This window comes from Pseudomonas sp. RC2C2 (genome assembly GCF_018390435.1).
Classification (GTDB): Bacteria; Pseudomonadota; Gammaproteobacteria; order Pseudomonadales; family Pseudomonadaceae; genus Aquipseudomonas; species Aquipseudomonas donghuensis.
Genome location: NZ_JAHBAX010000001.1, coordinates 1,642,033 through 1,664,422 on the forward strand (window position 1 = coordinate 1,642,033; position 22,390 = coordinate 1,664,422).

A 22,390-nucleotide genomic window follows, 5' to 3' on the forward strand; every position below is an offset into this window, starting at 1 on the left:
TGTGAAAGGATGCGAGGGTGGCGTGGCACCCCCCCTCGCATTACTTTTTGAAACTTCGACAACGTCAGCACCCTCAACCTGGGGCCCCTGCCCCGGTGATGGCCCAGGCGCCCCCAAAGCGTGCTCAAGCAGTCTTGTTTCGACGTGAAAATCAATCCCGCTCCACCCGGATGGATTCGGGCGGTTCTTCGTTGTTGTTGAGCCCGTGCTTCAGCGCGTACATCAGCAAGTCGATGCGATTGATCAGATTCAGCTTTTGATAGATGTTGCTGAGGTGGTTGTGCACGGTGTGCTCACTGATCCCCAGGCGCCCGGCAATACTCACGTATTTGGCGGACGGATCGCCCACGATGGCGCGAATCAGTTCCCTCTCGCGCAGCGTCAGACGCGCCTGTTTCGCCCGCTCCAGGTTATATTTCAAAGGTGTATGCACGGTCGCGGCATAGCCGGAAAGCCCACCGACCCAGGCTCTGTCCAGCCCACTGTTGTAATGGTGAACCTTGATGATGGCCTGGATGATCGACTCCGTCGGGTCTTCCGCCAGCACGATACCGCGTGCGCCCGCCTCTATCGCCTGGACAACGGGGACGGCTTCGTACAGGCCCTTGAGCACCAGCACTTTCATTTCAGCGTTGCGAGCGAGTCCCGCGACCACCTCCAGCGGGTTCAGCACGTCCAGAAAGAAACTGAAAAGAATGACATTGGGATGCAACTGATCGGCAAGATCCAGCGCATTGGTATAGGTGGTGGCCTCGCCGCTCACTTCCATCCGCGGCTTCCTGGCATTGATCAAGTCATGAAGCCCCATGAGAACCAGGGGACGACAATCGACCAGCATCACACGTATCGACTTTCTGTGGTTAGGCATGATGTTCCTGCCTCCCATGAAAAACGATCTATGACCTGCACCCGTTGACCTAGCAGGGCCAACGGCCCTGGGGCCACGTCTAGCCGTGGCATCGACAAGGGTTGCGGACGCGTCCCAAAGCCGGAAAGCGTCATCGAGACAACACAAATAGAAATAACTATCAATAGCTTACGCACGATGCCGTGCTCCCTAGAGCCCCTCAACTGAGTCTAGGTCAGCCCAACGCGCCGCCACCCACCCGCAGCAGACTCAAGCCTCATGCGGGGGGCCCGATCGATGCTTTCAAGGAGTGGCCCTAGCCCTCGGAAATCAAGGTCTTAGGCTCGCTACAGGCGGCCTGTAAGCACAGTCTGACACCGAGCAAGATCGTCAATTAACAGACGAATGGTGTGTAATTACATGCGCCAATAATGCGGTCGTCAATTTTTCGACTCCTCCCGTTTCTGCGAGTTCCATGAACCTGACCTGACAGCCCGCAGGGGTGAATGGATAAAGGCGCGCGCATTTAGTCGTCGCAGCCATGACCTGCCCGCTGATGAACATGACGTTTTCCGGCGCTAGGGCTGTAGATCATGGCAATCGGTTGGCGATCATCCGCTTTCAATGACCAGGCATGCTTTCGGCTAATACTCGGATTCAACGTCCGTTGCCTGGGCGGGGCTGCCGGGACTCAACCAGCCATTGACACTGTCGACACTTTCGGCTGGCGGTTTTCCCGCCCAGCGATTGAGGGTGAACACATTACTGAGGAATTCGTACTGCGTCTTGAGCAGGTCACGCCGAGCGCGGAACTCGTTGCGTACACTGGCCAGAACATCGACGGCATTGACCATCCCGTAGGTCAACGCTTTCTCTGCTGCCACCCTGGAGAGCTTTGCCGAGGCCAGGGCCAGACGATTTGCGTGGATTTTTTCGCCGTTCGAATTGGCAGTCAGGTAAGCGCTGGTGATCTCCTTGACCACCTGGCGCCGGATCGCTTCCAGCTCCTGCTCGGCGGTCAGCTGATCCTGGTAGAGCCCACGGACCCGCGCCGAGGTCGAGCCGCCGCTGTACAGCGGCACCTGAACGCCGATGCCAGCAACATAGCTGTCGGTACGCGGCGTCTGGGAGTTGTTGTAGCCCTCGTTGGTTTCTTGTGCGCTCAGGTTCAGGCTCACGGTCGGATAGTGCCCGCCCTTGCCACTGCGCAACGCGGCACCCGCGGCTTCGACACCACTCTCGCTGGCCTTGAGCGTCGGGTTTTGCGCTATACCCTCGCGGACCCAGTCCTCCATACTCTGCGCCGAAACCCGTAGCTGCGCGTCATCGCGTATCCGGTTGAGCTTCTCCTTGACTGGCCGGCCGACGATCTCCGCCAGTGCCTCGCGACTGATACTGGCCTGGTTGCGGGCATCCAGTTCCTGCGCCGCGAGCAAATCCACCCGAGCCTTGAGGTCGAGCTGGTCCGTCACCAACGCCAGCTGCTTTTCGTACAACGCATTGACTCGGTCCAGACTCTTTTGCGTGGTTCGACGTTCCGCCCTCACCAACTCCAGCTCATCCTCGGCCGCCAACGCGGTGAAGTAACGCCGCGCCAATTCCACAGTGGCCTCGGCCTGGGCATCCAGTGCTTGCGACTCGGACTGCCTGGCCAAGCTTTTGAATTTTTGGTAGTTCTCCCAGGCGGCCTTGTTGTAGAGGTACTGACGCAGCACCAGGCTGTAGCTTTCGCTATCGTAACTCTGCTGTATCAGGTCGTTTTCCTGGTGAATTCGGTTCGACCCGGCATTGAGCGATAATTGCGGCAACAGCGCCCCCATGGCCTCGCGTTGATGCTCCTTGCCCGCCTGCGCTTGCGCAAAAGAGGCCAATACCCGCGGGTCCTCCAGTCGCGCCTCGCGATACAACTGCATGAGGTCGGTAGAGAACGTAGAGGCACTGACCCCGGTCGATGCTGGTGCAGCGGTTTGCCCCAGGGCGGCACCCGCTGCAAGCATGAACACCCCCCCAAAAAGCACTGACGACATGCCCACGGTCATTCCTCGATCATCGATTGAGACATGACATCGCGGGCCGGCTGCATCAAGTACTGCAACAGCGTGCGTTGTCCGGTGATGATCAACACGTCCGCCGGCATCCCCGGCAATAACTTGCGCTCACCCAGGGTGCGCGCGCCCTCCTCGGTTACCCGGACCCGCGCCAGGTAATAGGCAGCCCCGGTCTTTTCATTGGTCAGCCGGTCAGCCGATACGCTGCTGACCTCGCCTTCGATCACCGGCGTCGTCGAACTCTTGAACGCACCGAAACGGATATCGGCACGCTTGCCGATGGCGATGCGATCAATATCCACCGGTGCCACCTGGGCCTCTATGACCAGCTCGGAAACCGATGGAACGATGTCCAGCAACGGCGTTGCCGGCCGCACCACACCACCAATGGTGTGCACTGTCATGCCAATCACCATGCCCGCGTCGGGTGCGCGGATGACGATATGGCTGAGCCGGTCTTCCAGGGCCGAGGTTTTCTCTTGCAGGTCGTATATCCGGGTCTGGACCTCGGCCAGCTGCTTGACAACGTCGGCACTGAAATCTTTGTCGACCTGCAGAATCTGCAGCTGCGTTTCGTTGATCTGCAGACGCGTCCTGTTAATAGTGGAACGGTGATCAGCCACCTCCGACCTGAGCATCCCCAGCTTGCGCTCCTGCTCGAGCAGACGTTGTTTGTCAACGAACCCCTGCTGCAGCAGGTCGGTCAATTCATTGATTTCACTGCTGTAGGATTTCTCCAGACTAACCTTGGCACCGATCATCGACTCCAGTCCCTTGATCTGTTGATTCAACTGGCCAATACGCTCGCGCAACACCGCTATCTGGCCCAGCCGCGAGCCCTGCCGAGCGTTGAACACCTGAGTCTCGCCCTGACGCGCTTCCTCTCCCCGCAGGCTGGCGAGATCGGCGATCTTGCCAAAACCGATCTCCGGTAGCGTGTCGCGCTCGGCGATGAGCCTGGCCTCCATGGCTCTGGCCGCGAGCAGCTGGCTTCGGGCTATCTCGTACTCGAAGCGCAACTGGGCATCATCGAGAATGATCAGTGGGTCATCACGCTGGACGATGTCACCGTCATGGGCCAGCACCTCTTTGACAATGCCCCCCTCAAGGTGCTGGACCGTTTTGCGATAAGCCTGCACGGTGACCACCCCCGGCGCGTAAGCAGCGCCGTCGAGGGGCGCGATCGCCGCCCAGGTGCCGAACAGGCCGAAAGTCACCCCTACAATGCCAAGGCCCAGGCGGCGGATTTTACGATCGGCTATGGGCAGGTCAGCGAAGCTTTCAATTTGACGGCTGGGCATCGTAGGGTTCATTGCCATTGCCCTTGCTAGTCTCGACCGGGGCCATGCTGGCGCCTACTGGTGCTGGCATGGCGTGCTTTGGTACCTGCGGTTGCTGCGCATTGAGTTCGGCCAGCACATGGTCGCGTGGCCCATAGAGCGTGATAACCCCAGCTCTCATCACCATGAGCCGGTCAAGTTGCGAGACGATGTTGGTTCGGTGAGTAATTACAAACAGCGTCGCGCCGGTCTGCTTGAGCTGCTGGATGGCTGCGGCCAGGGCCCGATCACCGACTTCGTCAAGGTTGGAATTGGGCTCGTCGAGAATAATCAGTCGCGGGTTGCCATACAGGGCGCGAGCCAGTCCGATGCGCTGGCGCTGCCCTCCCGAGAGCATGACGCCCTCGCTGCCGATGATGGTGTCGTAGCCATCGGGCAGCAGCAAAATCATCTCGTGAACGCCCGCCGTCCTGGCAGCTTGAATGACTTTCGCCGAATCGACCTCGGCAAAACGGGCAATGTTCTCGCCAACGCTGCCTTCGAACAGTTCAATATCCTGGGGCAAGTAACCGATATGCGGGCCAAGCTCATGCTTGTCCCAGGTGCTGATGTCCGCGCCATCCAGCCGGACCACCCCATGCTGCGGCGCCCACACCCCCATCAGAGCTCTGGCCAGGGTCGACTTGCCCGAGGCACTTGGACCGATGATTCCCACCACGCAACCGGCAGGTACGCTGAAGCTGATGTTCTTGATGATCGGCGTTTTCGAGCCAGGTGCCGCGACTATCAGATTCTCGACCTGCACGTGCCCCTGGGGCGCAGGTAAAGACAGACGCTCGGCTTGCGCTTGTTGTTTGTCGAGGATCTCGTTCAGACGACTGTACTGCGAGCGAGCGGCAATAAAGCCCTTCCAGCTACCGATGATCAGATCGATGGGGGCCAGTGCCCGCCCCAGCAGTACGGCCCCGGCAAACACCATACCTGCGCCCACCTGATGATCCACCGCCAGGTAGGCCCCCAGCCCCAGCACCAATGATTGCACCAGAAGCCGGAAAGACCGGGAAATCGTACTGACAATCGCTGCTCTATCACTCGCCAGGGACTGCAGCAGCAGCACGTTCCTTTGCCGGCGCCCCCAGCGATCCATCAGGGTTTCAAGCATGCCCATGGACTCGATGACTTCGGCGTTGCGCAGGTTCTTCGTGGTGTAGAGCGTCGCGCCGATATGCTCCTTGTTGGCCTGGGCCAGTACCGGCCCGGTCAGCTTCTCATTGATAAATGCGAGCAATAACAACAACAGAGCACTGCCGGTCGCTACCCAGCCAAACCAGGGGTGAAACGCGAACATCACCGCGATATAGATCGGCAGCCAGGGCGCGTCGAAAAAGGCGAACAACCCGTTACCGGAGAGAAACTGCCTCAAGCCCGTCAAGTCGTTGAGCGACTGCGCCGAGGCATCCATGCCGCCACTTTCCAGAGCCCGTTTGAAACTGGCCTTATAGACCTGGCGACTCAACAACACATCCAGCCGGGTACTGACCCGAACCATGATCCGCGAACGGATCCATTCCAGGGAGGCAAGCGTGATCAGCAGCCCGGTCATGATCAGGGTTAGCATTGCCAGGGTCGTCAGGCTTCCGCTCGACATCACTCGCCCATACACCTGAAGCATATAGAAGGTAGGGACGAGCATTAACGCGTTAATGAAAAAGCTGAAGAAGCCAACAGAAACAAAGCTGTCTCTACAGATTTTCAACGCGTGCTTCAGACTGTTTTCAGGTGTGCTTCGCATTGAAACCCCTGCTCGAAACGCCATCCTTTGTGGAGCTTAGATCATGCCGAACGACTGCGTTGAGCAATTGGCCAGATCGCCTCAGGCAAGTCGCCTGGAACGGGAAGAACCAAGCTTCAAGCAGGCCGCCATGCTGTTGATGGCCGAGCACCGAATGGCGCTAGCAGAATTGGGTCAACTGAAACTATCCCCCTAAAACGCCAAAGCCCCCGTTAAACGGGGGCTTTGGCTAGACATTTTACCGATTGTCTCTGGTCACCCAGCGCGACTTAGAACGGAATGTCGTCATCGAAGCTGTCGAAGTCCGGAGCCGGCTGCGGTGCGGCCTGCTGAGGTGCCGGGCGCTGTTGTGGCGCGGACTGCTGTGGACGCGGAGCCTGCTGGCGTGGCGCCTGGTTGTAGTTGTTGCCGCCTTGCGGGGCGCCGTCCTGGTTCTGTGGACGGCCGCCGAGCAGCTGCATGGTGCCCTGCATGTCGACGATGATTTCGGTGGTGTAACGCTTGATGCCGTCCTTTTCCCACTCACGGGTCTGCAGCTTGCCCTCGATGTAGACCTGCGAGCCTTTGCGCAGGTATTCACCGGCGATCTCGGCAACCTTGCCGAACATCGAAACGCGGTGCCATTCGGTACGCTCGACCTTCTGGCCGGTCTGCTTGTCGGTCCACTGCTCGCTGGTCGCCAGGCTCAGGTTGGTCACGGCGTTACCGTTGGGCAGGTAGCGGACTTCGGGATCCTGGCCGCAGGTACCGACCAGAATGACTTTGTTAACCCCACGGGCCATAACGTTCTCCTAGGCTTCGCACGCGGAGGAAGCCGGGTTTACCAGGCGTTCCAGGGTCGTGCGATCCAAAATTTGTGTATCAAGTTTGATATAGATGGCGGCTTCATCGGCCACCACCACTGCGTCGGTCACACCCGGTACGGCCATCAGCCGCTCGGTCAGCCCCGCTTCCCGTACCGCCTCGGCCGATAACGGCATGCGCAGGCTGGTCACGTACGGCGGTTCACGCATGCTCAGCGCCACGACCCACCACAGGGCACACAACGCTGCGCAGCCAAGGAACACCGTGCTCAGGCCACCGTGCTGGAACAACCAGCCACCGAGAATTCCTCCCAGCGCGGCACCAAGGAACTGGCTGGTGGAATAAACCCCCATGGCCGTCCCCTTGCCGCCGGCGGGCGACACCTTGCTTACCAGTGAAGGCAAGGATGCCTCCAGCAGGTTGAAGGCAGTAAAGAATATCACGGTGCCGATCACCAGTTCGCGCAAGTTGTCTGCTGACAGCCAGAAGAACAGCTCGGTGAGCATCAACACACTGACCGCGCCCAGCAGGACACGTTTCATCTTGCGCTTTTTTTCGCCGTAGATGATGAACGGGATCATTGCAAAGAATGAAATCAGCAAGGCGGTCAGGTACACCCACCAGTGCTCTTCCTTCGGTAGCCCGCCACGTTCGACAAAGGCCAGGGGCAAGGCGACGAAGCTGGCCATCAGGATCGCGTGCAGGACGAAGATGCCTACATCCAGGCGCAGCAGGTCCGGGTGACGCAAGGTCGGCCCCAGGGCCTGCTTGGCCACCCCCGACTCACGATGCTGCAACGCACCGTGTGACGCCGGCACCACGAAGGCAATCAGGCCGATACCGACCAGGGCCATGGCCGCAGTGGCCAGGAACAGCCCCGACAGACCGAAGGCGCGGGTCAGCAGCGGGCCGACGACCATGGCCACGGCGAACGACAGGCCGATGCTCATGCCAATCATGGCCATGGCCTTGGTCCGGTGCTGTTCGCGGGTCAAGTCAGAGAGCAAGGCCATGACCGCGGCAGAAATCGCCCCGGCGCCTTGCAGGATACGTCCGGCGATCACCCCCCAGATCGAGTCGGCCTGGGCTGCCAGCACGCTGCCCAGGGCAAAGATCACCAGGCCCAGGTAGATCACCGGGCGCCGACCGATGCGATCGGAGATCACCCCGAACGGAATCTGCAGGAAAGCCTGGGTCAGGCCGTAGGCACCAATAGCCAGGCCGATCAGTGCCGGGGTGGCCCCGGCCAGGTCCATGCCATAGGTCGCCAGTACTGGCAGGACCATGAACATGCCCAGCATACGGAAGGCGAACACCAGGGCCAGGCCGCCTGCGGCGCGGGTCTCGCTGCCACTCATGCGTTCGCTGTGGGGATCGTGCATGGATAAACCTCGTGTGAACCGGCGGCGATTCTACCAGCCCCATCGCTTAACGGCATATACGCGACGCTTTGCCGCGTAATGGCATGGAGCCGTATACTCAACCGTTTATGCCCGCCGAGCGAGGCCGCAGTGGACAAGATCCTGATTCGTGGGGCACGAACCCACAACCTGAAGAACATCGACCTGACCCTGCCCCGGGACAAGTTGATCGTCATCACCGGCCTGTCCGGTTCCGGCAAGTCGTCCCTGGCCTTCGATACCCTGTACGCCGAAGGCCAGCGCCGCTACGTCGAATCCCTGTCGGCCTATGCCCGGCAGTTCCTGTCGATGATGGAAAAACCCGATGTCGACACCATCGAAGGGTTGTCACCGGCAATTTCCATCGAGCAGAAGTCGACCTCGCACAACCCGCGTTCGACCGTCGGCACCATCACCGAGATCTACGACTACCTGCGCCTGCTCTACGCCCGCGTCGGCACCCCGCGCTGCCCGGACCACGACATCCCGCTGGAAGCGCAGACCGTCAGCCAGATGGTCGACCTGGTGCTGGCCCAACCCGAAGGCAGCAAACTGATGCTGCTGGCGCCGGTGATTCGCGAACGCAAGGGTGAACACCTGGCGGTCTTCGAAGAACTGCGTGCCCAGGGCTTTGTCCGTGCACGGGTCAACGGCAAGCTGTTCGAACTCGATGAGCTGCCGAAGCTGGACAAGCAGAAAAAGCACACCATCGAAGTGGTGGTCGACCGTTTCAAGGTTCGCGAGGACCTGCAGCAGCGCCTGGCCGAATCCTTCGAAACCGCGCTGAAGCTGGCCGACGGCATTGCCTTGGTCGCATCAATGGATGACGAGCCGTTCGAAGAGATGATCTTCTCCGCCCGCTTCGCCTGCCCGATCTGCGGCCATGCGATCAGCGAGCTGGAGCCCAAGCTGTTCTCCTTCAACAACCCGGCCGGTGCCTGCCCGACCTGCGACGGCCTGGGGGTCAAGCAGTTCTTTGACACCAAGCGCCTGGTCAATGGCGAGCTGACCCTGGCCGAAGGCGCGATTCGCGGCTGGGACCGGCGCAACGTCTATTACTTCCAGATGCTCGGCTCGCTGGCCGCGCATTATGACTTCAGCCTCGAAATCCCCTTCGGTGAACTGCCGGCGGAGCAGCAGAAGGTCATCCTCCACGGCAGCGGTAAACAGAACGTCGACTTCAAGTACCTCAATGACCGAGGCGACATCGTCAAGCGCTCGCACCCGTTCGAAGGCATCGTACCGAACCTGGAGCGCCGCTACCGCGAGACCGAATCGGCAACCGTGCGTGAGGAGCTGGCCAAGTTCCTCAGCACTCAACCCTGCCCGGATTGCCGCGGCACCCGTCTGCGTCGTGAAGCACGGCACGTGTGGGTCGGCGAGAAGACGCTGCCGGCCGTCACCTGCCTGCCGATCGGCGATGCCAGCGGCTATTTCGGCGGCCTGAAGCTGACCGGCCGACGTGGCGAAATTGCCGACAAGATTCTCAAGGAAATCTGCGAGCGCCTGCAGTTCCTGGTCAACGTCGGCCTCGACTACCTGACCCTCGACCGCAGCGCCGACACCCTCTCGGGCGGTGAAGCCCAGCGTATCCGCCTGGCCAGCCAGATCGGCGCCGGGTTGGTGGGGGTGATGTACATCCTCGACGAGCCATCCATCGGCCTGCACCAGCGTGACAACGACCGGCTGCTCGGCACCCTCAATCACCTGCGCGACATCGGCAACACGGTGATCGTGGTCGAGCACGACGAGGACGCCATTCGACTGGCCGACTACGTGGTGGACATCGGCCCGGGTGCTGGCGTGCATGGCGGCCAGATCGTCGCCGAAGGTACCCCCGCCGAGGTGATGGCCCATCCTGATTCGCTGACCGGCAAATACCTGTCGGGGCGGGTCAAGATTGCCGTACCGGCCAAGCGTACTGCGCGTAACAAGAAGCTCTCGCTCAAGCTCAAAGGCGCGCGCGGCAACAACCTGCAGAACGTCGACCTGGAAATTCCGATCGGCCTGCTGACTTGCGTGACTGGCGTGTCCGGTTCGGGCAAGTCGACGTTGATCAACAACACCCTGTTCCCGCTCAGCGCCACCGCGCTCAACGGTGCCAGCACCCTGGAAGCGGCGCCGCACGACAGCTGCGACGGCCTGCAGCACCTGGACAAGGTGGTCGACATCGACCAGAGCCCGATCGGCCGTACCCCGCGCTCGAACCCGGCGACCTACACCGGTTTGTTCACGCCGATCCGCGAACTGTTCTCAGGCGTACCGGAATCGCGCTCGCGTGGTTACGGCCCGGGGCGCTTCTCGTTCAACGTCAAGGGCGGGCGCTGCGAGGCGTGCCAGGGTGATGGCCTGATCAAGGTCGAAATGCACTTCCTGCCGGATATCTACGTGCCTTGCGATGTGTGCAAAAGCAAGCGCTACAACCGCGAAACCCTGGAAATCAAGTACAAGGGCAAGAACATCCACGAGGTCCTGGAAATGACCATCGAGGAAGCGCGCGAGTTCTTCGACGCGGTACCGGCGCTGGCGCGCAAGCTGCAGACGCTGATGGATGTCGGCCTGTCGTATATCAAGCTCGGGCAGTCGGCGACCACCCTGTCCGGTGGCGAGGCGCAGCGGGTCAAGCTGTCACGCGAGCTGTCCAAGCGCGATACCGGCAAGACCCTGTACATCCTCGACGAGCCGACCACCGGCCTGCACTTCGCCGACATCCAGCAGTTGCTCGATGTACTGCACCGTCTGCGCGATCATGGCAACACTGTGGTGGTGATCGAGCACAACCTGGACGTGATCAAGACCGCCGACTGGATCGTCGACCTTGGCCCCGAGGGTGGCTCCAAGGGCGGGCAGATCATCGGCTTTGGTACGCCGGAAGACGTGGCCGAGATGAAGCAGTCGTACACCGGCTACTACCTCAAGCCGCTGCTGGAACGTGACCGCGCCTGATGTAGGCGCGCTGCAAAAGAAAAAGCCCCGCACTGGCGGGGCTTTTTTTGTTCGGGAAAATTACATCTGCGATTGCAGGTAGTTTTCCAGGCCGATCGACTTGATCAGGCCCTGCTGCTTTTCCAGCCAGTAGGTGTGATCTTCTTCGGTATCGGCAAGCTGCACGCGCAGGATGTCGCGGCTGATGTAGTCCTTGTGCAGTTCGCACAGTTCGATGCCTTTGCACAGCGCAGCGCGCACCTTGTATTCCAGGCGCAGGTCGGCGGCGATCATGTCCGGCACAGTGCTGCCGACGTCCAGGTCGTCAGGACGCATGCGCGGGGTGCCTTCCAGCATGAGGATACGACGGATCAGGGCGTCGGCGTGTTGCGCTTCTTCTTCCATTTCGTGGTTGATGCGCTCGTAGAGCTTGCTCAGGCCCCAATCTTCGTACATCCGCGAGTGGATGAAATATTGGTCACGTGCCGCCAGTTCGCCCGTCAGCAACGTGTTGAGATAATCGATTACGTCCGGGTGACCTTGCATCGCCCTGCCTCTCCCTGTGTGAAAGGTATAGTTTGAACCAGGATGACCGGAAGGTCACTGAGAATCGGGCATAAAAGTGCAAAAAAGCGGGTAAACGGTAGTGATATTCATTGAAAAACCGCCCAAATGAGGGCGGTTCTTCTTATCACTTCGACTTAGGCGAGATTCAGGCCCAACGCCTTGGCAATCCCTTCGCCATAGGCCGGATCGGCCTTGAAGAAGTGTTGCAACTGACGCTGAACCACGTCTTCAGACACCCCGGCCATGGCGCCGGCGATATTGCTGATCAGCAGGGCCTTCTGCTCGGGATTCATCAGGCGGAACAACGCGCCGGCGTGACTGTAGTAGTCGGTGTCTTCGCGGTGATCGTAACGATCGGCGACACCGTTCAGGGCCAGTGGCGGCTCAGCGTACTGAGGCGCCTGCTTCGGCGCATTGGCGTAGCTGTTCGGCTCGTAGTTCGGTGCCGCACCGCCGTTGCTGCCAAACGCCATCGAACCATCACGCTGGTAGCTGTTCACCGGGCTGCGCGGGGCGTTGACCGGCAGTTGCTGGTGGTTGGTACCGACACGGTAGCGATGCGCATCTGCGTAGGCGAAAACGCGCCCCTGGAGCATGCGGTCTGGCGACAGGCCAACACCCGGCACCATGTTGCTCGGGCCGAACGCGGCCTGCTCGACTTCGGCAAAGTAGTTCAGTGGGTTGCGGTTGAGTTCCAGCTCGCCAATCTCGATCAGCGGGTAGTCCTTCTGCGACCAGGTCTTGGTCACGTCAAACGGGTTCTCGTCGCGGCTGGCCGCTTCTTCTTCGCTCATCACCTGGATGCACACGGCCCATTTCGGGAAATCGCCGCGCTCAATGGCTTCGAACAGGTCGCGCTGGGCGTAGTCCGGGTCGGTGCCGGCCAGGCGCGCGGCCTCGGCAGGTGCCAGGCTCTTGATGCCCTGCTTGGTCTTGAAGTGCCATTTGACCCAGGTACGCTGGCCCTGGGCATTGATCAGGCTATAGGTGTGACTGCCGAAACCGTGCATGTGCCGGTAGCCGTCCGGAATCCCGCGGTCGGAGAACAGGATGGTGACCTGGTGCAATGCTTCGGGCGAATGCGACCAGAAGTCCCACATCATCTGCGCGCTCTTCAGGTTGCTTTGCGGCAGGCGCTTCTGGGTGTGGATAAAGTCGGGAAACTTCAGCGGATCACGGATGAAAAACACCGGAGTGTTGTTGCCAACGATGTCCCAGTTGCCTTCCTCGGTGTAGAACTTCAGGGCGAAACCACGTGGGTCACGCTCGGTATCGGCCGAACCACGCTCGCCACCGACCGTGGAGAAACGCAAGAAGGTCTCGGTCTGCTTGCCGACGTTGCTGAACAGCTTGGCGCAGCTGTACTGGGTGATATCGCGGGTGACGGTGAAGGTGCCATAGGCACCCGAGCCTTTGGCGTGTACGCGGCGCTCAGGGATGTTCTCGCGGTTGAAGTGCGCGAGCTTTTCGATCAGGTGGAAGTCGTCCAGCAACAACGGGCCACGCGGGCCTGCCGAACGCGAATTCTGGTTGTCGGCCACCGGCGCGCCGCTGGCGGTGGTCAGTATTTTGTTCTGGCTCATGCTCTCTCTCCCTATCGGTCTTGAACGGCCGGCTAATCGGCGTGGGATGAGTATTGACCACAACTATGACAGCAACAAATTCATTAACTGACTCACATCAATAGATTATTACAATACATATGGACACAAAAAACCGGGCACTCGGCCCGGTTTCTTGTTACAGACTGTTCGCCTTACTCAGCAGCTTCTACCGAGCCACCGACAGGACGATCAACCAGCTCGACGTACGCCATAGGTGCGTTATCGCCAGCGCGGAAGCCGCACTTGAGGATACGCAGGTAGCCGCCCTGACGGGTGGCATAGCGCTTGCCCAGATCGTTGAACAGCTTACCGACGATTTCTTTCGAACGGGTACGGTCGAAAGCCAGACGACGGTTAGCAACGCTGTCTTCCTTGGCCAGGGTGATCAGCGGCTCGGCAACGCGGCGCAGTTCCTTGGCTTTTGGCAGAGTAGTTTTGATCAGCTCGTGCTCGAACAGCGACACCGCCATGTTTTGGAACATGGCCTTACGGTGAGAGCTGGTACGGCTCAGGTGACGTCCACTTTTACGATGACGCATGGGTTCATTCCTTACCAAACACTACGTTCGGTGATTACGACGATCAGGCAGTCGCCTTGTCGTCCTTCTTAAGACTTGCAGGCGGCCAGTTGTCGAGGCGCATGCCGAGGGACAGACCACGGGAGGCCAGAACGTCCTTGATTTCAGTCAAGGATTTCTTGCCCAGGTTCGGAGTCTTCAACAGTTCTACTTCGGTACGCTGAATCAGGTCGCCGATGTAGTAAATGTTCTCCGCCTTAAGGCAGTTGGCCGAACGTACGGTCAATTCCAGATCGTCAACCGGACGAAGCAGGATCGGATCGATCTCGTCTTCCTGTTCGACTACCACTGGTTCACTGTCACCTTTGAGGTCGACGAACGCAGCCAGCTGCTGTTGCAGGATGGTTGCAGCACGACGGATGGCCTCTTCAGGATCCAGGGTACCGTTGGTTTCCAGATCAATTACCAGCTTGTCCAGGTTGGTACGCTGCTCGACACGGGCGTTTTCCACCACGTAGGCGATACGGCGAACCGGGCTGAACGAAGAGTCGAGCTGCAAGCGACCAATGCTGCGGCTTTCGTCTTCATCGCTCTGACGCGAATCGGCCGGCTCATAACCACGACCACGAGCTACGGTGAGCTTCATGTTCAAGGCGCCGTTGGACGCCAGGTTAGCGATTACGTGATCGGGGTTAACGATCTCGACATCATGATCCAGCTGAATATCGGCAGCGGTAACCACCCCCGAACCCTTCTTCGACAAGGTCAGCGTAACTTCGTCACGACCGTGCAGTTTGATAGCCAGGCCTTTCAGGTTCAACAGGATTTCAATGACGTCTTCCTGTACACCTTCGATTGCCGAGTACTCATGGAGTACACCGTCAATCTCGGCCTCGACTACTGCACAGCCAGGCATGGAGGACAACAGGATGCGGCGCAGCGCGTTGCCCAGGGTATGGCCAAAGCCACGCTCGAGAGGCTCGAGCGTGATTTTAGCGCGGGTTGGACTGACGACCTGCACATCGATGTGGCGGGGCGTCAGGAACTCATTTACCGAAATCTGCATGGATGCACCTATTTTCTAGCCCTTACTTGGAGTAGAGCTCGACAATCAGGCTTTCGTTGATGTCGGCGGACAGGTCGCTGCGAGCAGGAACGTTCTTGAAAACGCCCGACTTCTTAGCAGCATCCACATCTACCCACTCAACGCGGCCACGCTGGGCGCACAGTTCAAGGGCTTGAACAATGCGCAGCTGGTTCAGCGACTTCTCGCGAACCGCGACCACGTCACCCGGACGAACTTGGTAGGACGGAACGTTTACAGTCTTGCCGTTTACGCTGATCGCTTTGTGCGAAACCAGCTGACGGGATTCGGCACGAGTAGCGCCAAAGCCCATACGATAAACGACGTTATCCAGACGGCACTCGAGCAGTTGCAGCAGGTTCTCACCAGTAGCGCCCTTCTTGGAGGCCGCTTGCTTGTAGTAACCGCTGAATTGACGCTCGAGAACGCCGTAGATACGACGAACTTTTTGTTTCTCACGCAGCTGGGTGCCGTAGTCGGACTGACGACCGCGGCGCTGACCGTGGATACCTGGGGCTGCTTCGATGTTGCACTTCGATTCCAGAGCGCGAACGCCGCTCTTCAGGAACAGATCAGTGCCTTCACGACGAGACAGTTTGCATTTTGGACCAATGTAACGTGCCATTTATCTGTCTCCTGATTACACGCGGCGCTTCTTCGGCGGACGGCACCCGTTATGCGGGATTGGCGTCACGTCGGTGATGCTGGCGATCTTATAGCCACAGCCGTTCAGAGCACGAACAGCGGACTCACGACCTGGACCTGGACCCTTGACGTTGACGTCGAGGTTCTTCAGACCATATTCCAGCGCAGCTTGACCAGCACGTTCAGCAGCTACCTGAGCAGCGAACGGGGTGGACTTGCGGGAACCGCGGAAACCCGAACCGCCGGAGGTAGCCCAAGACAGAGCGTTACCTTGACGATCGGTGATGGTCACGATGGTGTTGTTAAAAGACGCATGGATGTGGGCGATGCCATCAACCACTGTCTTTTTGACTTTTTTACGAGGACGAGCAGCAGGTTTTGCCATTTCTAAATTCCTGTCGATTCGCTGGTGCGATTACTTGCGGATCGGCTTACGCGGGCCCTTACGGGTACGCGCGTTGGTCTTGGTACGCTGACCGCGTACTGGCAGACCCCGACGATGACGCAGGCCGCGGTAGCAACCCAGGTCCATCAACCGCTTGATTTTCATGTTGATGTCACGGCGCAGATCACCTTCGGTGATGTACTTCGCGACTTCAGTACGCAGCGATTCAACCTGCTCGTCGCTCAGATCCTTGATCTTAGCGGCTGGGTTGACCCCAGTCTCTGCACAGATTTTCTGTGCAGTAGTGCGACCAACACCATAGATGTAGGTCAGCGAGATAACAGTGTGCTTGTTATCTGGAATGTTGACGCCTGCAATACGGGCCATTCAGTGGGACTCCAATTGACAGCTACCTACGCCCCGGAAGCCAAGAAATAGGGCGCGAGATAATATCGCTGTAGAAACAAATAATCAACCCAGCAGCGCACTAGCTGCTGGGTTTGAAGCTCAGATCACACTCAGCCTTGGCGCTGCTTGTGACGTGGTTCCGCACTGCAAATTACTCGAACGACACCTTCGCGGCGAATAATTTTGCAGTTACGGCACAGCTTTTTCACCGATGCACGAACTTTCATCACCAACTCCTCGAACCTTAAGGGTCAATCAGCGCAGCAGACCGCTGCCACCGTAGCCTTTCAGGTTGGCTTTCTTCATCAGGGATTCGTACTGGTGCGAAACGAGGTGCGATTGTACTTGGGACATGAAGTCCATCACAACCACTACCACAATCAGCAACGAGGTCCCGCCAAGGTAGAACGGAACGTTTGCCGCGACCACCAGGAACTGGGGAAGCAGACACACGGCCGTCATATAAAGAGCACCGAACATGGTCAAGCGGGTCAGAACGCCATCAATGTAGCGCGCCGACTGCTCGCCCGGACGGATACCCGGAATAAAGGCACCGGACTTCTTCAGGTTTTCCGCTACGTCTTTCGGATTGAACATCAACGCCGTATAGAAGAAGCAGAAGAAAATAATCCCTGCACTAAACAGCAGAATATTCAACGGCTGACCAGGAGCGATCGACTGCGAGATGTCCTGCAACCAGCCCATACCTTCGGACTGACCGAACCAGGCACCCAGCGAAGCCGGGAACAGCAAGATGCTGCTCGCGAAAATGGCAGGGATTACACCCGCCATGTTCACTTTCAACGGCAAGTGGCTGGTCTGCGCAGCGAAGACCTTGCGGCCCTGCTGACGCTTGGCGTAGTGAACGGCGATACGACGCTGACCACGCTCAATGAACACCACGAAACCGATAATCGCTACTGCCAGCAAACCGATTGCGACCAGGGCGAAAATGTTGATATCGCCTGTGCGTGCAGACTCGAAAGACTGCCCGATTGCTCTCGGAAGACCGGCGACGATACCTGCGAAAATCAACATCGAGATACCGTTGCCTACACCGCGCTCGGTGATCTGCTCGCCCAGCCACATCATGAACATCGCGCCGGCCACGAACGTGGACACCGCAACGAAATGGAAGCCAAAGTCAGCAGAAAACGCCACGCCCTGACCGGCCAGGCCAATGGACATGCCAATGGCCTGGACCAGCGCCAGGATAACGGTGCCGTAGCGGGTGTACTGGCTGATCTTGCGACGGCCAGCTTCACCTTCCTTCTTCAACTGCTCCAGCTGCGGGCTGACGGCGGTCATCAGCTGCATGATGATCGATGCCGAAATGTACGGCATGATCCCCAGTGCAAAGATGCTCATCCGTTCCAGCGCGCCGCCGGAAAACATGTTGAACAAGCTAAGAATGGTCCCCTCATTCTGTCGAAACAGTTCCGCCAGCCGGTCCGGGTTGATACCTGGAACTGGGATGTGTGCGCCTATCCGGTAGACGATGATCGCCAGGAACAGAAAACGCAGACGAGCCCAGAGTTCAGACATCCCGCCTTTGCCGAGCGAAGAGAGAGCACCTTGCTTAGCCATTTATTCCTCGAACTTGCCGCCAGCTGCTTCGATAGCCGCACGCGCACCTTTGGTGGCTGCGATACCCTTGATGGTGACCGCGCGAGTAACTTCGCCGGACAGCATGATTTTCACACGCTGTACGTTTTGGTTAATCACGTTGGCATCCTTCAGGGATTGCACGGTGACAACGTCGCCTTCCACTTTGGCCAGCTCGGACAGACGCACTTCTGCGCGGTCCATGGCTTTCAGGGAAACGAAGCCGAACTTCGGCAGACGACGGTGCAGCGGCTGTTGACCGCCTTCAAAGCCTGGAGCAATGGTGCCACCGGAACGGGAGGTTTGACCTTTGTGGCCACGGCCACCAGTCTTACCCAAACCGCTACCGATACCACGGCCCGGACGATGCTTCTCGCGACGGGAACCCGGCGCTGGACTCAGATCATTGAGTTTCATCGATTAACCCTCGACGCGCAGCATGTAGTAAGCCTTGTTGATCATCCCGCGATTCTCGGGAGTATCCAGGACTTCTACAGTGTGACCGATGCGGCGCAGACCCAGACCCTTAACACACAGTTTGTGGTTAGGGAGACGGCCGGCGGTGCTTTTGATCAGCGTTACTTTAACGGTAGCCATGATCAGCGGATCTCCTCAACGCTCTTGCCGCGCTTGGCAGCAATGGACTCAGGAGATTGCATAGCTTTCAGACCCTTGAAAGTGGCATGAACCACGTTCACTGGGTTGGTCGAGCCGTAGCACTTGGCCAGGACGTTCTGAACGCCAGCAACTTCCAGGACGGCACGCATTGCGCCACCGGCGATGATACCGGTACCTTCCGAGGCAGGCTGCATGTACACCTTCGACGCGCCATGGGCGGACTTGGTGGCGTACTGCAGAGTAGTGCCGTTCAGGTCTACCTGAATCATGTTGCGACGAGCAGCTTCCATGGCTTTCTGGATCGCAGCAGGTACTTCGCGCGACTTGCCACGGCCGAAGCCAACACGACCTTTACCATCACCTACCACGGTCAACGCGGTGAAAGTGAAGATACGGCCGCCTTTGACGGTTTTAGCAACGCGGTTAACTTGAACCAGCTTCTCGATGTAGCCTTCGTCGCGCTTTTGATCGTTATTTGCCATAACTTAGAACTCCAGCCCGCCTTCACGAGCAGCATCAGCCAGCGCTTTGACGCGGCCATGGTACTTGAAGCCGGAACGGTCAAAGGCAACTTGAGATACACCGGCGGCTTTCGCGCGCTCAGCTACCAGCTTGCCAACCTTAGTGGCCGCGTCGATGTTGCCGGTGGCACCATCACGCAGTTCTTTGTCCAAGGTCGAGGCACTGGCCAGAACCTTGCCGCCGTCGGCCGAAATGACCTGGGCGTAGATGTGCTGCGAGGAGCGGAACACGCAGAGACGCACGACTTCGAGTTCGTGCATTTTCAGGCGTGCTTTGCGAGCGCGACGCAGTCGAGTAACTTTTTTGTCGGTCATTTGCTAGGCCCTACTTCTTCTTGGCTTCTTTACGACGGACGACTTCGTCCGCGTAACGCACACCCTTGCCTTTGTACGGCTCTGGCGGACGGAAGTCGCGGATTTCAGCGGCCACCTGACCTACCAGCTGCTTGTCGATACCCTTGATCAGGATATCGGTCTGGCTTGGGGTCTCTGCGGTGATACCGGCCGGCAGTTCGTAATCCACTGGATGCGAGAAGCCGAGTGCCAGGTTCAGCACGGTGCCTTTGGCTTGTGCTTTGTAACCAACACCGACCAGCTGGAGCTTGCGCTCGAAGCCTTGGCTTACGCCCTGGACCATGTTGTTCACCAGGGCGCGGGTAGTACCGGCCATAGCGCGAGTTTGTTGATCGCCATTGCGAGCAGCGAAACGCAGCTCACCAGCTTCTTCAACAATTTCAACCGACGAGTGAACGTTCAGTTCGAGAGTGCCCTTGGCACCCTTCACCGAAAGCTGTTGGCCGACGAATTTGACTTCGACACCGGCTGGCAGCTTAACGGGGTTCTTAGCGACGCGAGACATGCTTATCCCCCCTTAGAACACTGTGCAGAGAACTTCGCCGCCGACACCGGCAGCGCGCGCAGCACGATCAGTCATCACACCTTTGTTGGTGGAGACGATAGACACGCCCAGACCGCCACGTACTTTCGGCAGTTCTTCGACGGACTTGTACTGACGCAGGCCTGGACGACTTACGCGCTTGACTTCCTCGATGACCGGACGGCCTTCGAAGTATTTCAGCTCGATGGAAAGCGATGGTTTTACTTCGCTGCTGACTTGATAGCCAGCGATGTAACCTTCATCTTTCAGAACTTTGGCTACCGCAACCTTCAGAGTCGACGAAGGCATGCTTACGACGGACTTTTCAGCCATCTGGGCATTACGGATGCGAGTTAGCATGTCCGCTAACGGGTCCTGCATACTCATGGGCTAGACGCTCCTGATACAAGAAAAATTAGCCTCTCGGCTACTACAGACCCCTGAAATCGCCGGACATAAAAACCCGGGCTCAGGAGAGCCGGTCATTCTAGACAGTTCCCAGAAACGAAACAAGCCCCAGAAGGGGCTTGTTTCGTTGCAAGGTCACCGGTGGTCGGAAGATTGCTCCCCCGCCACCTGGACGCTGCCGGTACGTCTTACCAGCTGGCTTTAACCAGACCTGGAACGTCACCGCGCATTGCTGCTTCACGCAGCTTGTTACGGCCGAGGCCGAACTTGCGGTAAACGCCGTGTGGACGACCGGTGATGCGGCAACGGTTACGCAGGCGCGAGGCGCTGGCGTCACGTGGTTGCTTCTGCAGAGCTACGACAGCGGCAAAACGCTCTTCTGGAGTTGCTTCCAGGTTAACGATGGTCGCTTTCAGCTCGGCACGCTTCTTGGCGTACTTGGCAACAGTGAGCTGACGCTTCAGCTCACGGTTTTTCATGCTCTTCTTGGCCATTTTCCTACTCCAATCAGTTGCGGAACGGGAATTTGAAAGCACGCATCAGAGCGCGGCCTTCGTCATCGTTCTTGGCAGTGGTGGTCAGGGTAATGTCCAGACCGCGCAGAGCATCGATCTTGTCGTAGTCGATTTCCGGGAAGATGATCTGCTCTTTCACGCCCATGCTGTAGTTACCACGACCATCGAAGGACTTGGCATTCAGGCCGCGGAAGTCGCGAACCCGAGGCAGGGAGATCGCCAGCAGGCGGTCCAGGAATTCGTACATACGATCACGGCGCAGAGTAACTTTAACGCCGATCGGCCAGCCCTCACGGACTTTGAAGCCCGCGATGGATTTCCGAGCGAAAGTCACAACGGCTTTCTGACCGGTGATCTTCTCCAGGTCAGCAACAGCGTGCTCGATGACTTTTTTGTCGCCGACAGCTTCGCCCAGACCCATGTTCAGGGTGATCTTGGTAACGCGCGGAACTTCCATCACGTTCGCCAGCTTAAGTTCTTCCTTAAGCTTGGGAGCAATCTCGTTCCGGTAAATCTCTTTCAGTCGTGCCATGGTCTTCTACCTAGCAGTGTTCAAGCATCAACCGCTTTTTGGGTCGACTTGAAGACACGAATTTTTTTGCCGTCTTCTACTTTGAAACCAACGCGGTCAGCCTTGTTGGTTTCGCCGTTGAAAATGGCGACGTTGGAAGCGTGCAGTGGCGCTTCTTTCTCGACGATACCGCCCTGTACGCCCGACATCGGGTTAGGCTTGGTATGACGCTTCACCAGGTTGATCCCACCAACGACCAGACGGTCGTCAGCGAGAACCTTGAGCACCTTACCGCGCTTACCTTTGTCTTTGCCGGCGATCACGATGATCTCGTCGTCACGACGAATCTTTTGCATGTCGGATCTCCTTACAGCACTTCTGGGGCGAGCGAGACGATCTTCATGAACTTCTCAGTACGAAGTTCACGGGTCACTGGCCCAAAGATACGGGTGCCGATCGGCTCTTGCTTGTTGTTCAGCAGAACAGCAGCATTGCCATCAAAGCGGATGATGGAGCCGTCAGCACGACGGACACCGTGGCGAGTGCGGACTACAACAGCAGTCATCACTTGGCCTTTCTTCACTTTACCGCGAGGAATTGCTTCCTTGACGGTTACCTTGATGATGTCACCGATGCCGGCGTAACGGCGGTGCGAACCGCCGAGAACCTTGATGCACATGACGCGACGAGCGCCGCTGTTATCGGCCACATCGAGCATGGATTGAGTCTGAATCATAAAATTTCTCCGACCCTTAGCCCTTAGACTTCAACAGCGCGTTCGAGAACTTCAACCAGTGCCCAGGACTTGGTCTTGGCCAGCGGACGGGTCTCGCGGATGGAGACCTTGTCGCCGATATGGCACTGGTTGGTTTCGTCGTGCGCGTGCAGCTTAGTCGAACGCTTAACGTATTTACCGTAGATCGGGTGCTTTACGCGACGCTCGATCAGTACGGTGATGGTTTTGTCCATCTTGTCGCTGACGACACGGCCAGTCAGCGTACGGACGGTTTTTTCAGCTTCAGCCATGA

General features: G+C 58.5%; 27 protein-coding genes. 1 reads left to right on the forward strand and 26 read right to left on the reverse strand.

Annotation, left to right across the window (positions count from 1 at the left end; all coding sequences use genetic code 11):
• Positions 1-151 precede the first annotated feature (151 nt).
• The 6 genes from KHO53_RS07575 to KHO53_RS07600 all read right to left on the reverse strand — a co-directional run bounded on the left by KHO53_RS07575 (position 152) and on the right by KHO53_RS07600 (position 8,153).
• Complete coding sequence (locus tag KHO53_RS07575; RefSeq protein ID WP_026001146.1) at positions 152-868, reverse strand: response regulator transcription factor; 717 nt, start codon at positions 866-868, stop codon at positions 152-154.
• A 623-nt stretch (positions 869-1,491) separates the two neighbouring features.
• The gene (locus tag KHO53_RS07580; RefSeq protein ID WP_249684281.1) at positions 1,492-2,886 is read right to left on the reverse strand and encodes a TolC family outer membrane protein; all 1,395 of its coding nucleotides are present in this window, start codon (positions 2,884-2,886) and stop codon (positions 1,492-1,494) included.
• On the reverse strand, positions 2,883-4,196 hold the full coding sequence (locus KHO53_RS07585; RefSeq protein WP_010220328.1) for an HlyD family type I secretion periplasmic adaptor subunit: 1,314 nt from the start codon (positions 4,194-4,196) through the stop codon (positions 2,883-2,885). Before KHO53_RS07585 ends, KHO53_RS07580 begins: the two co-directional genes overlap by 4 nt.
• A complete protein-coding gene (locus KHO53_RS07590) occupies positions 4,177-5,967 on the reverse strand; it encodes a type I secretion system permease/ATPase (protein ID WP_026001144.1) in 1,791 nt (596 codons plus the stop codon). Before KHO53_RS07590 ends, KHO53_RS07585 begins: the two co-directional genes overlap by 20 nt.
• 269 nt (positions 5,968-6,236) lie before the next feature.
• On the reverse strand, positions 6,237-6,749 hold the full coding sequence (locus tag KHO53_RS07595) for a single-stranded DNA-binding protein (RefSeq protein ID WP_010220326.1): 513 nt from the start codon (positions 6,747-6,749) through the stop codon (positions 6,237-6,239).
• Between the two features lie 9 nt (positions 6,750-6,758).
• Positions 6,759-8,153 (reverse strand): MFS transporter, encoded by a 1,395-nt coding sequence (locus tag KHO53_RS07600; protein WP_010220325.1) that lies wholly within the window; start codon positions 8,151-8,153, stop codon positions 6,759-6,761.
• Between the two features lie 129 nt (positions 8,154-8,282).
• Here KHO53_RS07600 and uvrA point away from each other — a divergent pair, with 129 nt between their 5' ends.
• Entirely contained in the window at positions 8,283-11,117 is a 2,835-nt protein-coding gene (gene uvrA / locus KHO53_RS07605; protein WP_010220324.1) for an excinuclease ABC subunit UvrA, read from the forward strand.
• Positions 11,118-11,177: 60 nt separating this feature from the next.
• Here the strand turns inward: uvrA and bfr are convergent, their stop codons facing one another.
• The 20 genes from bfr to rpsQ all read right to left on the reverse strand — a co-directional run bounded on the left by bfr (position 11,178) and on the right by rpsQ (position 22,388).
• Positions 11,178-11,642 carry a bacterioferritin gene (bfr, locus tag KHO53_RS07610; RefSeq protein ID WP_010220323.1) on the reverse strand — a complete coding sequence of 155 codons (465 nt, stop codon included), beginning with the start codon at positions 11,640-11,642 and terminating at the stop codon, positions 11,178-11,180.
• Between the two features lie 155 nt (positions 11,643-11,797).
• Positions 11,798-13,246, reverse strand: coding sequence for a catalase (locus KHO53_RS07615; RefSeq protein WP_213570159.1), 1,449 nt, complete (start codon positions 13,244-13,246; stop codon positions 11,798-11,800).
• A gap of 173 nt (positions 13,247-13,419) precedes the next feature.
• On the reverse strand, positions 13,420-13,806 hold the full coding sequence (gene rplQ, locus KHO53_RS07620; protein ID WP_002555463.1) for a 50S ribosomal protein L17: 387 nt from the start codon (positions 13,804-13,806) through the stop codon (positions 13,420-13,422).
• Between the two features lie 43 nt (positions 13,807-13,849).
• Positions 13,850-14,851, reverse strand: a complete 1,002-nt coding sequence (locus tag KHO53_RS07625; RefSeq protein ID WP_003186012.1) for a DNA-directed RNA polymerase subunit alpha — start codon at positions 14,849-14,851, stop codon at positions 13,850-13,852.
• 22 nt (positions 14,852-14,873) lie between these two features.
• Positions 14,874-15,494 (reverse strand): 30S ribosomal protein S4, encoded by a 621-nt coding sequence (rpsD, locus tag KHO53_RS07630; protein WP_010220321.1) that lies wholly within the window; start codon positions 15,492-15,494, stop codon positions 14,874-14,876.
• A gap of 15 nt (positions 15,495-15,509) precedes the next feature.
• The gene (gene rpsK / locus KHO53_RS07635) at positions 15,510-15,899 is read right to left on the reverse strand and encodes a 30S ribosomal protein S11 (RefSeq protein ID WP_002555466.1); all 390 of its coding nucleotides are present in this window, start codon (positions 15,897-15,899) and stop codon (positions 15,510-15,512) included.
• 30 nt (positions 15,900-15,929) lie between these two features.
• Positions 15,930-16,286 (reverse strand): 30S ribosomal protein S13, encoded by a 357-nt coding sequence (gene rpsM / locus KHO53_RS07640; protein ID WP_010220320.1) that lies wholly within the window; start codon positions 16,284-16,286, stop codon positions 15,930-15,932.
• 131 nt (positions 16,287-16,417) lie between these two features.
• A complete protein-coding gene (gene rpmJ / locus KHO53_RS07645; RefSeq protein WP_002555468.1) occupies positions 16,418-16,534 on the reverse strand; it encodes a 50S ribosomal protein L36 in 117 nt (38 codons plus the stop codon).
• A 28-nt stretch (positions 16,535-16,562) separates the two neighbouring features.
• Positions 16,563-17,894: a preprotein translocase subunit SecY gene (secY, locus tag KHO53_RS07650; protein ID WP_010220319.1), complete on the reverse strand. Its 1,332-nt coding sequence runs from the start codon at positions 17,892-17,894 to the stop codon at positions 16,563-16,565.
• Positions 17,895-18,329 carry a 50S ribosomal protein L15 gene (gene rplO, locus KHO53_RS07655; RefSeq protein ID WP_010220318.1) on the reverse strand — a complete coding sequence of 145 codons (435 nt, stop codon included), beginning with the start codon at positions 18,327-18,329 and terminating at the stop codon, positions 17,895-17,897. It abuts the gene before it with no gap.
• A gap of 3 nt (positions 18,330-18,332) precedes the next feature.
• Positions 18,333-18,509: a 50S ribosomal protein L30 gene (rpmD, locus tag KHO53_RS07660; RefSeq protein ID WP_010220317.1), complete on the reverse strand. Its 177-nt coding sequence runs from the start codon at positions 18,507-18,509 to the stop codon at positions 18,333-18,335.
• Positions 18,510-18,511: 2 nt separating this feature from the next.
• Complete coding sequence (gene rpsE, locus KHO53_RS07665; protein ID WP_010220316.1) at positions 18,512-19,012, reverse strand: 30S ribosomal protein S5; 501 nt, start codon at positions 19,010-19,012, stop codon at positions 18,512-18,514.
• 3 nt (positions 19,013-19,015) lie between these two features.
• Entirely contained in the window at positions 19,016-19,366 is a 351-nt protein-coding gene (gene rplR, locus KHO53_RS07670) for a 50S ribosomal protein L18 (RefSeq protein ID WP_213570160.1), read from the reverse strand.
• A gap of 10 nt (positions 19,367-19,376) precedes the next feature.
• Entirely contained in the window at positions 19,377-19,910 is a 534-nt protein-coding gene (rplF, locus tag KHO53_RS07675; RefSeq protein WP_010220314.1) for a 50S ribosomal protein L6, read from the reverse strand.
• A gap of 12 nt (positions 19,911-19,922) precedes the next feature.
• Entirely contained in the window at positions 19,923-20,315 is a 393-nt protein-coding gene (gene rpsH, locus KHO53_RS07680; protein WP_010220313.1) for a 30S ribosomal protein S8, read from the reverse strand.
• A 209-nt stretch (positions 20,316-20,524) separates the two neighbouring features.
• Positions 20,525-20,830 (reverse strand): 30S ribosomal protein S14, encoded by a 306-nt coding sequence (gene rpsN, locus KHO53_RS07685; RefSeq protein WP_010220312.1) that lies wholly within the window; start codon positions 20,828-20,830, stop codon positions 20,525-20,527.
• Positions 20,831-20,843: 13 nt separating this feature from the next.
• Positions 20,844-21,383, reverse strand: a complete 540-nt coding sequence (gene rplE, locus KHO53_RS07690; RefSeq protein ID WP_010220311.1) for a 50S ribosomal protein L5 — start codon at positions 21,381-21,383, stop codon at positions 20,844-20,846.
• A gap of 20 nt (positions 21,384-21,403) precedes the next feature.
• Entirely contained in the window at positions 21,404-21,718 is a 315-nt protein-coding gene (gene rplX, locus KHO53_RS07695; protein ID WP_009397501.1) for a 50S ribosomal protein L24, read from the reverse strand.
• Between the two features lie 11 nt (positions 21,719-21,729).
• Positions 21,730-22,098: a 50S ribosomal protein L14 gene (gene rplN, locus KHO53_RS07700; protein ID WP_002555479.1), complete on the reverse strand. Its 369-nt coding sequence runs from the start codon at positions 22,096-22,098 to the stop codon at positions 21,730-21,732.
• Between the two features lie 23 nt (positions 22,099-22,121).
• Entirely contained in the window at positions 22,122-22,388 is a 267-nt protein-coding gene (gene rpsQ, locus KHO53_RS07705; protein ID WP_008374160.1) for a 30S ribosomal protein S17, read from the reverse strand.
• Positions 22,389-22,390 lie beyond the last annotated feature (2 nt).

Coding starts and splice junctions, on each gene's coding strand:
- rpmJ (WP_002555468.1), bottom strand. CDS start 16,534: ATGAAAGTTCGTGCATCGGTGAAAAAGCTGTGCCGTAACTGCAAAATT.
- KHO53_RS07600 (WP_010220325.1), bottom strand. CDS start 8,153: ATGCACGATCCCCACAGCGAACGCATGAGTGGCAGCGAGACCCGCGCC.
- rplE (WP_010220311.1), bottom strand. CDS start 21,383: ATGGCACGACTGAAAGAGATTTACCGGAACGAGATTGCTCCCAAGCTT.
- secY (WP_010220319.1), bottom strand. CDS start 17,894: ATGGCTAAGCAAGGTGCTCTCTCTTCGCTCGGCAAAGGCGGGATGTCT.
- rplR (WP_213570160.1), bottom strand. CDS start 19,366: ATGACCGACAAAAAAGTTACTCGACTGCGTCGCGCTCGCAAAGCACGC.
- KHO53_RS07575 (WP_026001146.1), bottom strand. CDS start 868: ATGCCTAACCACAGAAAGTCGATACGTGTGATGCTGGTCGATTGTCGT.
- KHO53_RS07585 (WP_010220328.1), bottom strand. CDS start 4,196: ATGCCCAGCCGTCAAATTGAAAGCTTCGCTGACCTGCCCATAGCCGAT.
- rplX (WP_009397501.1), bottom strand. CDS start 21,718: ATGCAAAAGATTCGTCGTGACGACGAGATCATCGTGATCGCCGGCAAA.
- rpmD (WP_010220317.1), bottom strand. CDS start 18,509: ATGGCTACCGTTAAAGTAACGCTGATCAAAAGCACCGCCGGCCGTCTC.
- rpsE (WP_010220316.1), bottom strand. CDS start 19,012: ATGGCAAATAACGATCAAAAGCGCGACGAAGGCTACATCGAGAAGCTG.
- KHO53_RS07615 (WP_213570159.1), bottom strand. CDS start 13,246: ATGAGCCAGAACAAAATACTGACCACCGCCAGCGGCGCGCCGGTGGCC.
- rplO (WP_010220318.1), bottom strand. CDS start 18,329: ATGAAACTCAATGATCTGAGTCCAGCGCCGGGTTCCCGTCGCGAGAAG.
- bfr (WP_010220323.1), bottom strand. CDS start 11,642: ATGCAAGGTCACCCGGACGTAATCGATTATCTCAACACGTTGCTGACG.
- KHO53_RS07590 (WP_026001144.1), bottom strand. CDS start 5,967: ATGCGAAGCACACCTGAAAACAGTCTGAAGCACGCGTTGAAAATCTGT.
- rpsH (WP_010220313.1), bottom strand. CDS start 20,315: ATGAGTATGCAGGACCCGTTAGCGGACATGCTAACTCGCATCCGTAAT.
- rpsN (WP_010220312.1), bottom strand. CDS start 20,830: ATGGCCAAGAAGAGCATGAAAAACCGTGAGCTGAAGCGTCAGCTCACT.
- rplQ (WP_002555463.1), bottom strand. CDS start 13,806: ATGCGTCATCGTAAAAGTGGACGTCACCTGAGCCGTACCAGCTCTCAC.
- rpsQ (WP_008374160.1), bottom strand. CDS start 22,388: ATGGCTGAAGCTGAAAAAACCGTCCGTACGCTGACTGGCCGTGTCGTC.
- rplF (WP_010220314.1), bottom strand. CDS start 19,910: ATGTCTCGCGTCGCTAAGAACCCCGTTAAGCTGCCAGCCGGTGTCGAA.
- rpsM (WP_010220320.1), bottom strand. CDS start 16,286: ATGGCCCGTATTGCAGGCGTCAACATTCCAGATAACAAGCACACTGTT.
- rplN (WP_002555479.1), bottom strand. CDS start 22,098: ATGATTCAGACTCAATCCATGCTCGATGTGGCCGATAACAGCGGCGCT.
- rpsD (WP_010220321.1), bottom strand. CDS start 15,494: ATGGCACGTTACATTGGTCCAAAATGCAAACTGTCTCGTCGTGAAGGC.
- KHO53_RS07625 (WP_003186012.1), bottom strand. CDS start 14,851: ATGCAGATTTCGGTAAATGAGTTCCTGACGCCCCGCCACATCGATGTG.
- rpsK (WP_002555466.1), bottom strand. CDS start 15,899: ATGGCAAAACCTGCTGCTCGTCCTCGTAAAAAAGTCAAAAAGACAGTG.
- KHO53_RS07595 (WP_010220326.1), bottom strand. CDS start 6,749: ATGGCCCGTGGGGTTAACAAAGTCATTCTGGTCGGTACCTGCGGCCAG.
- KHO53_RS07580 (WP_249684281.1), bottom strand. CDS start 2,886: ATGACCGTGGGCATGTCGTCAGTGCTTTTTGGGGGGGTGTTCATGCTT.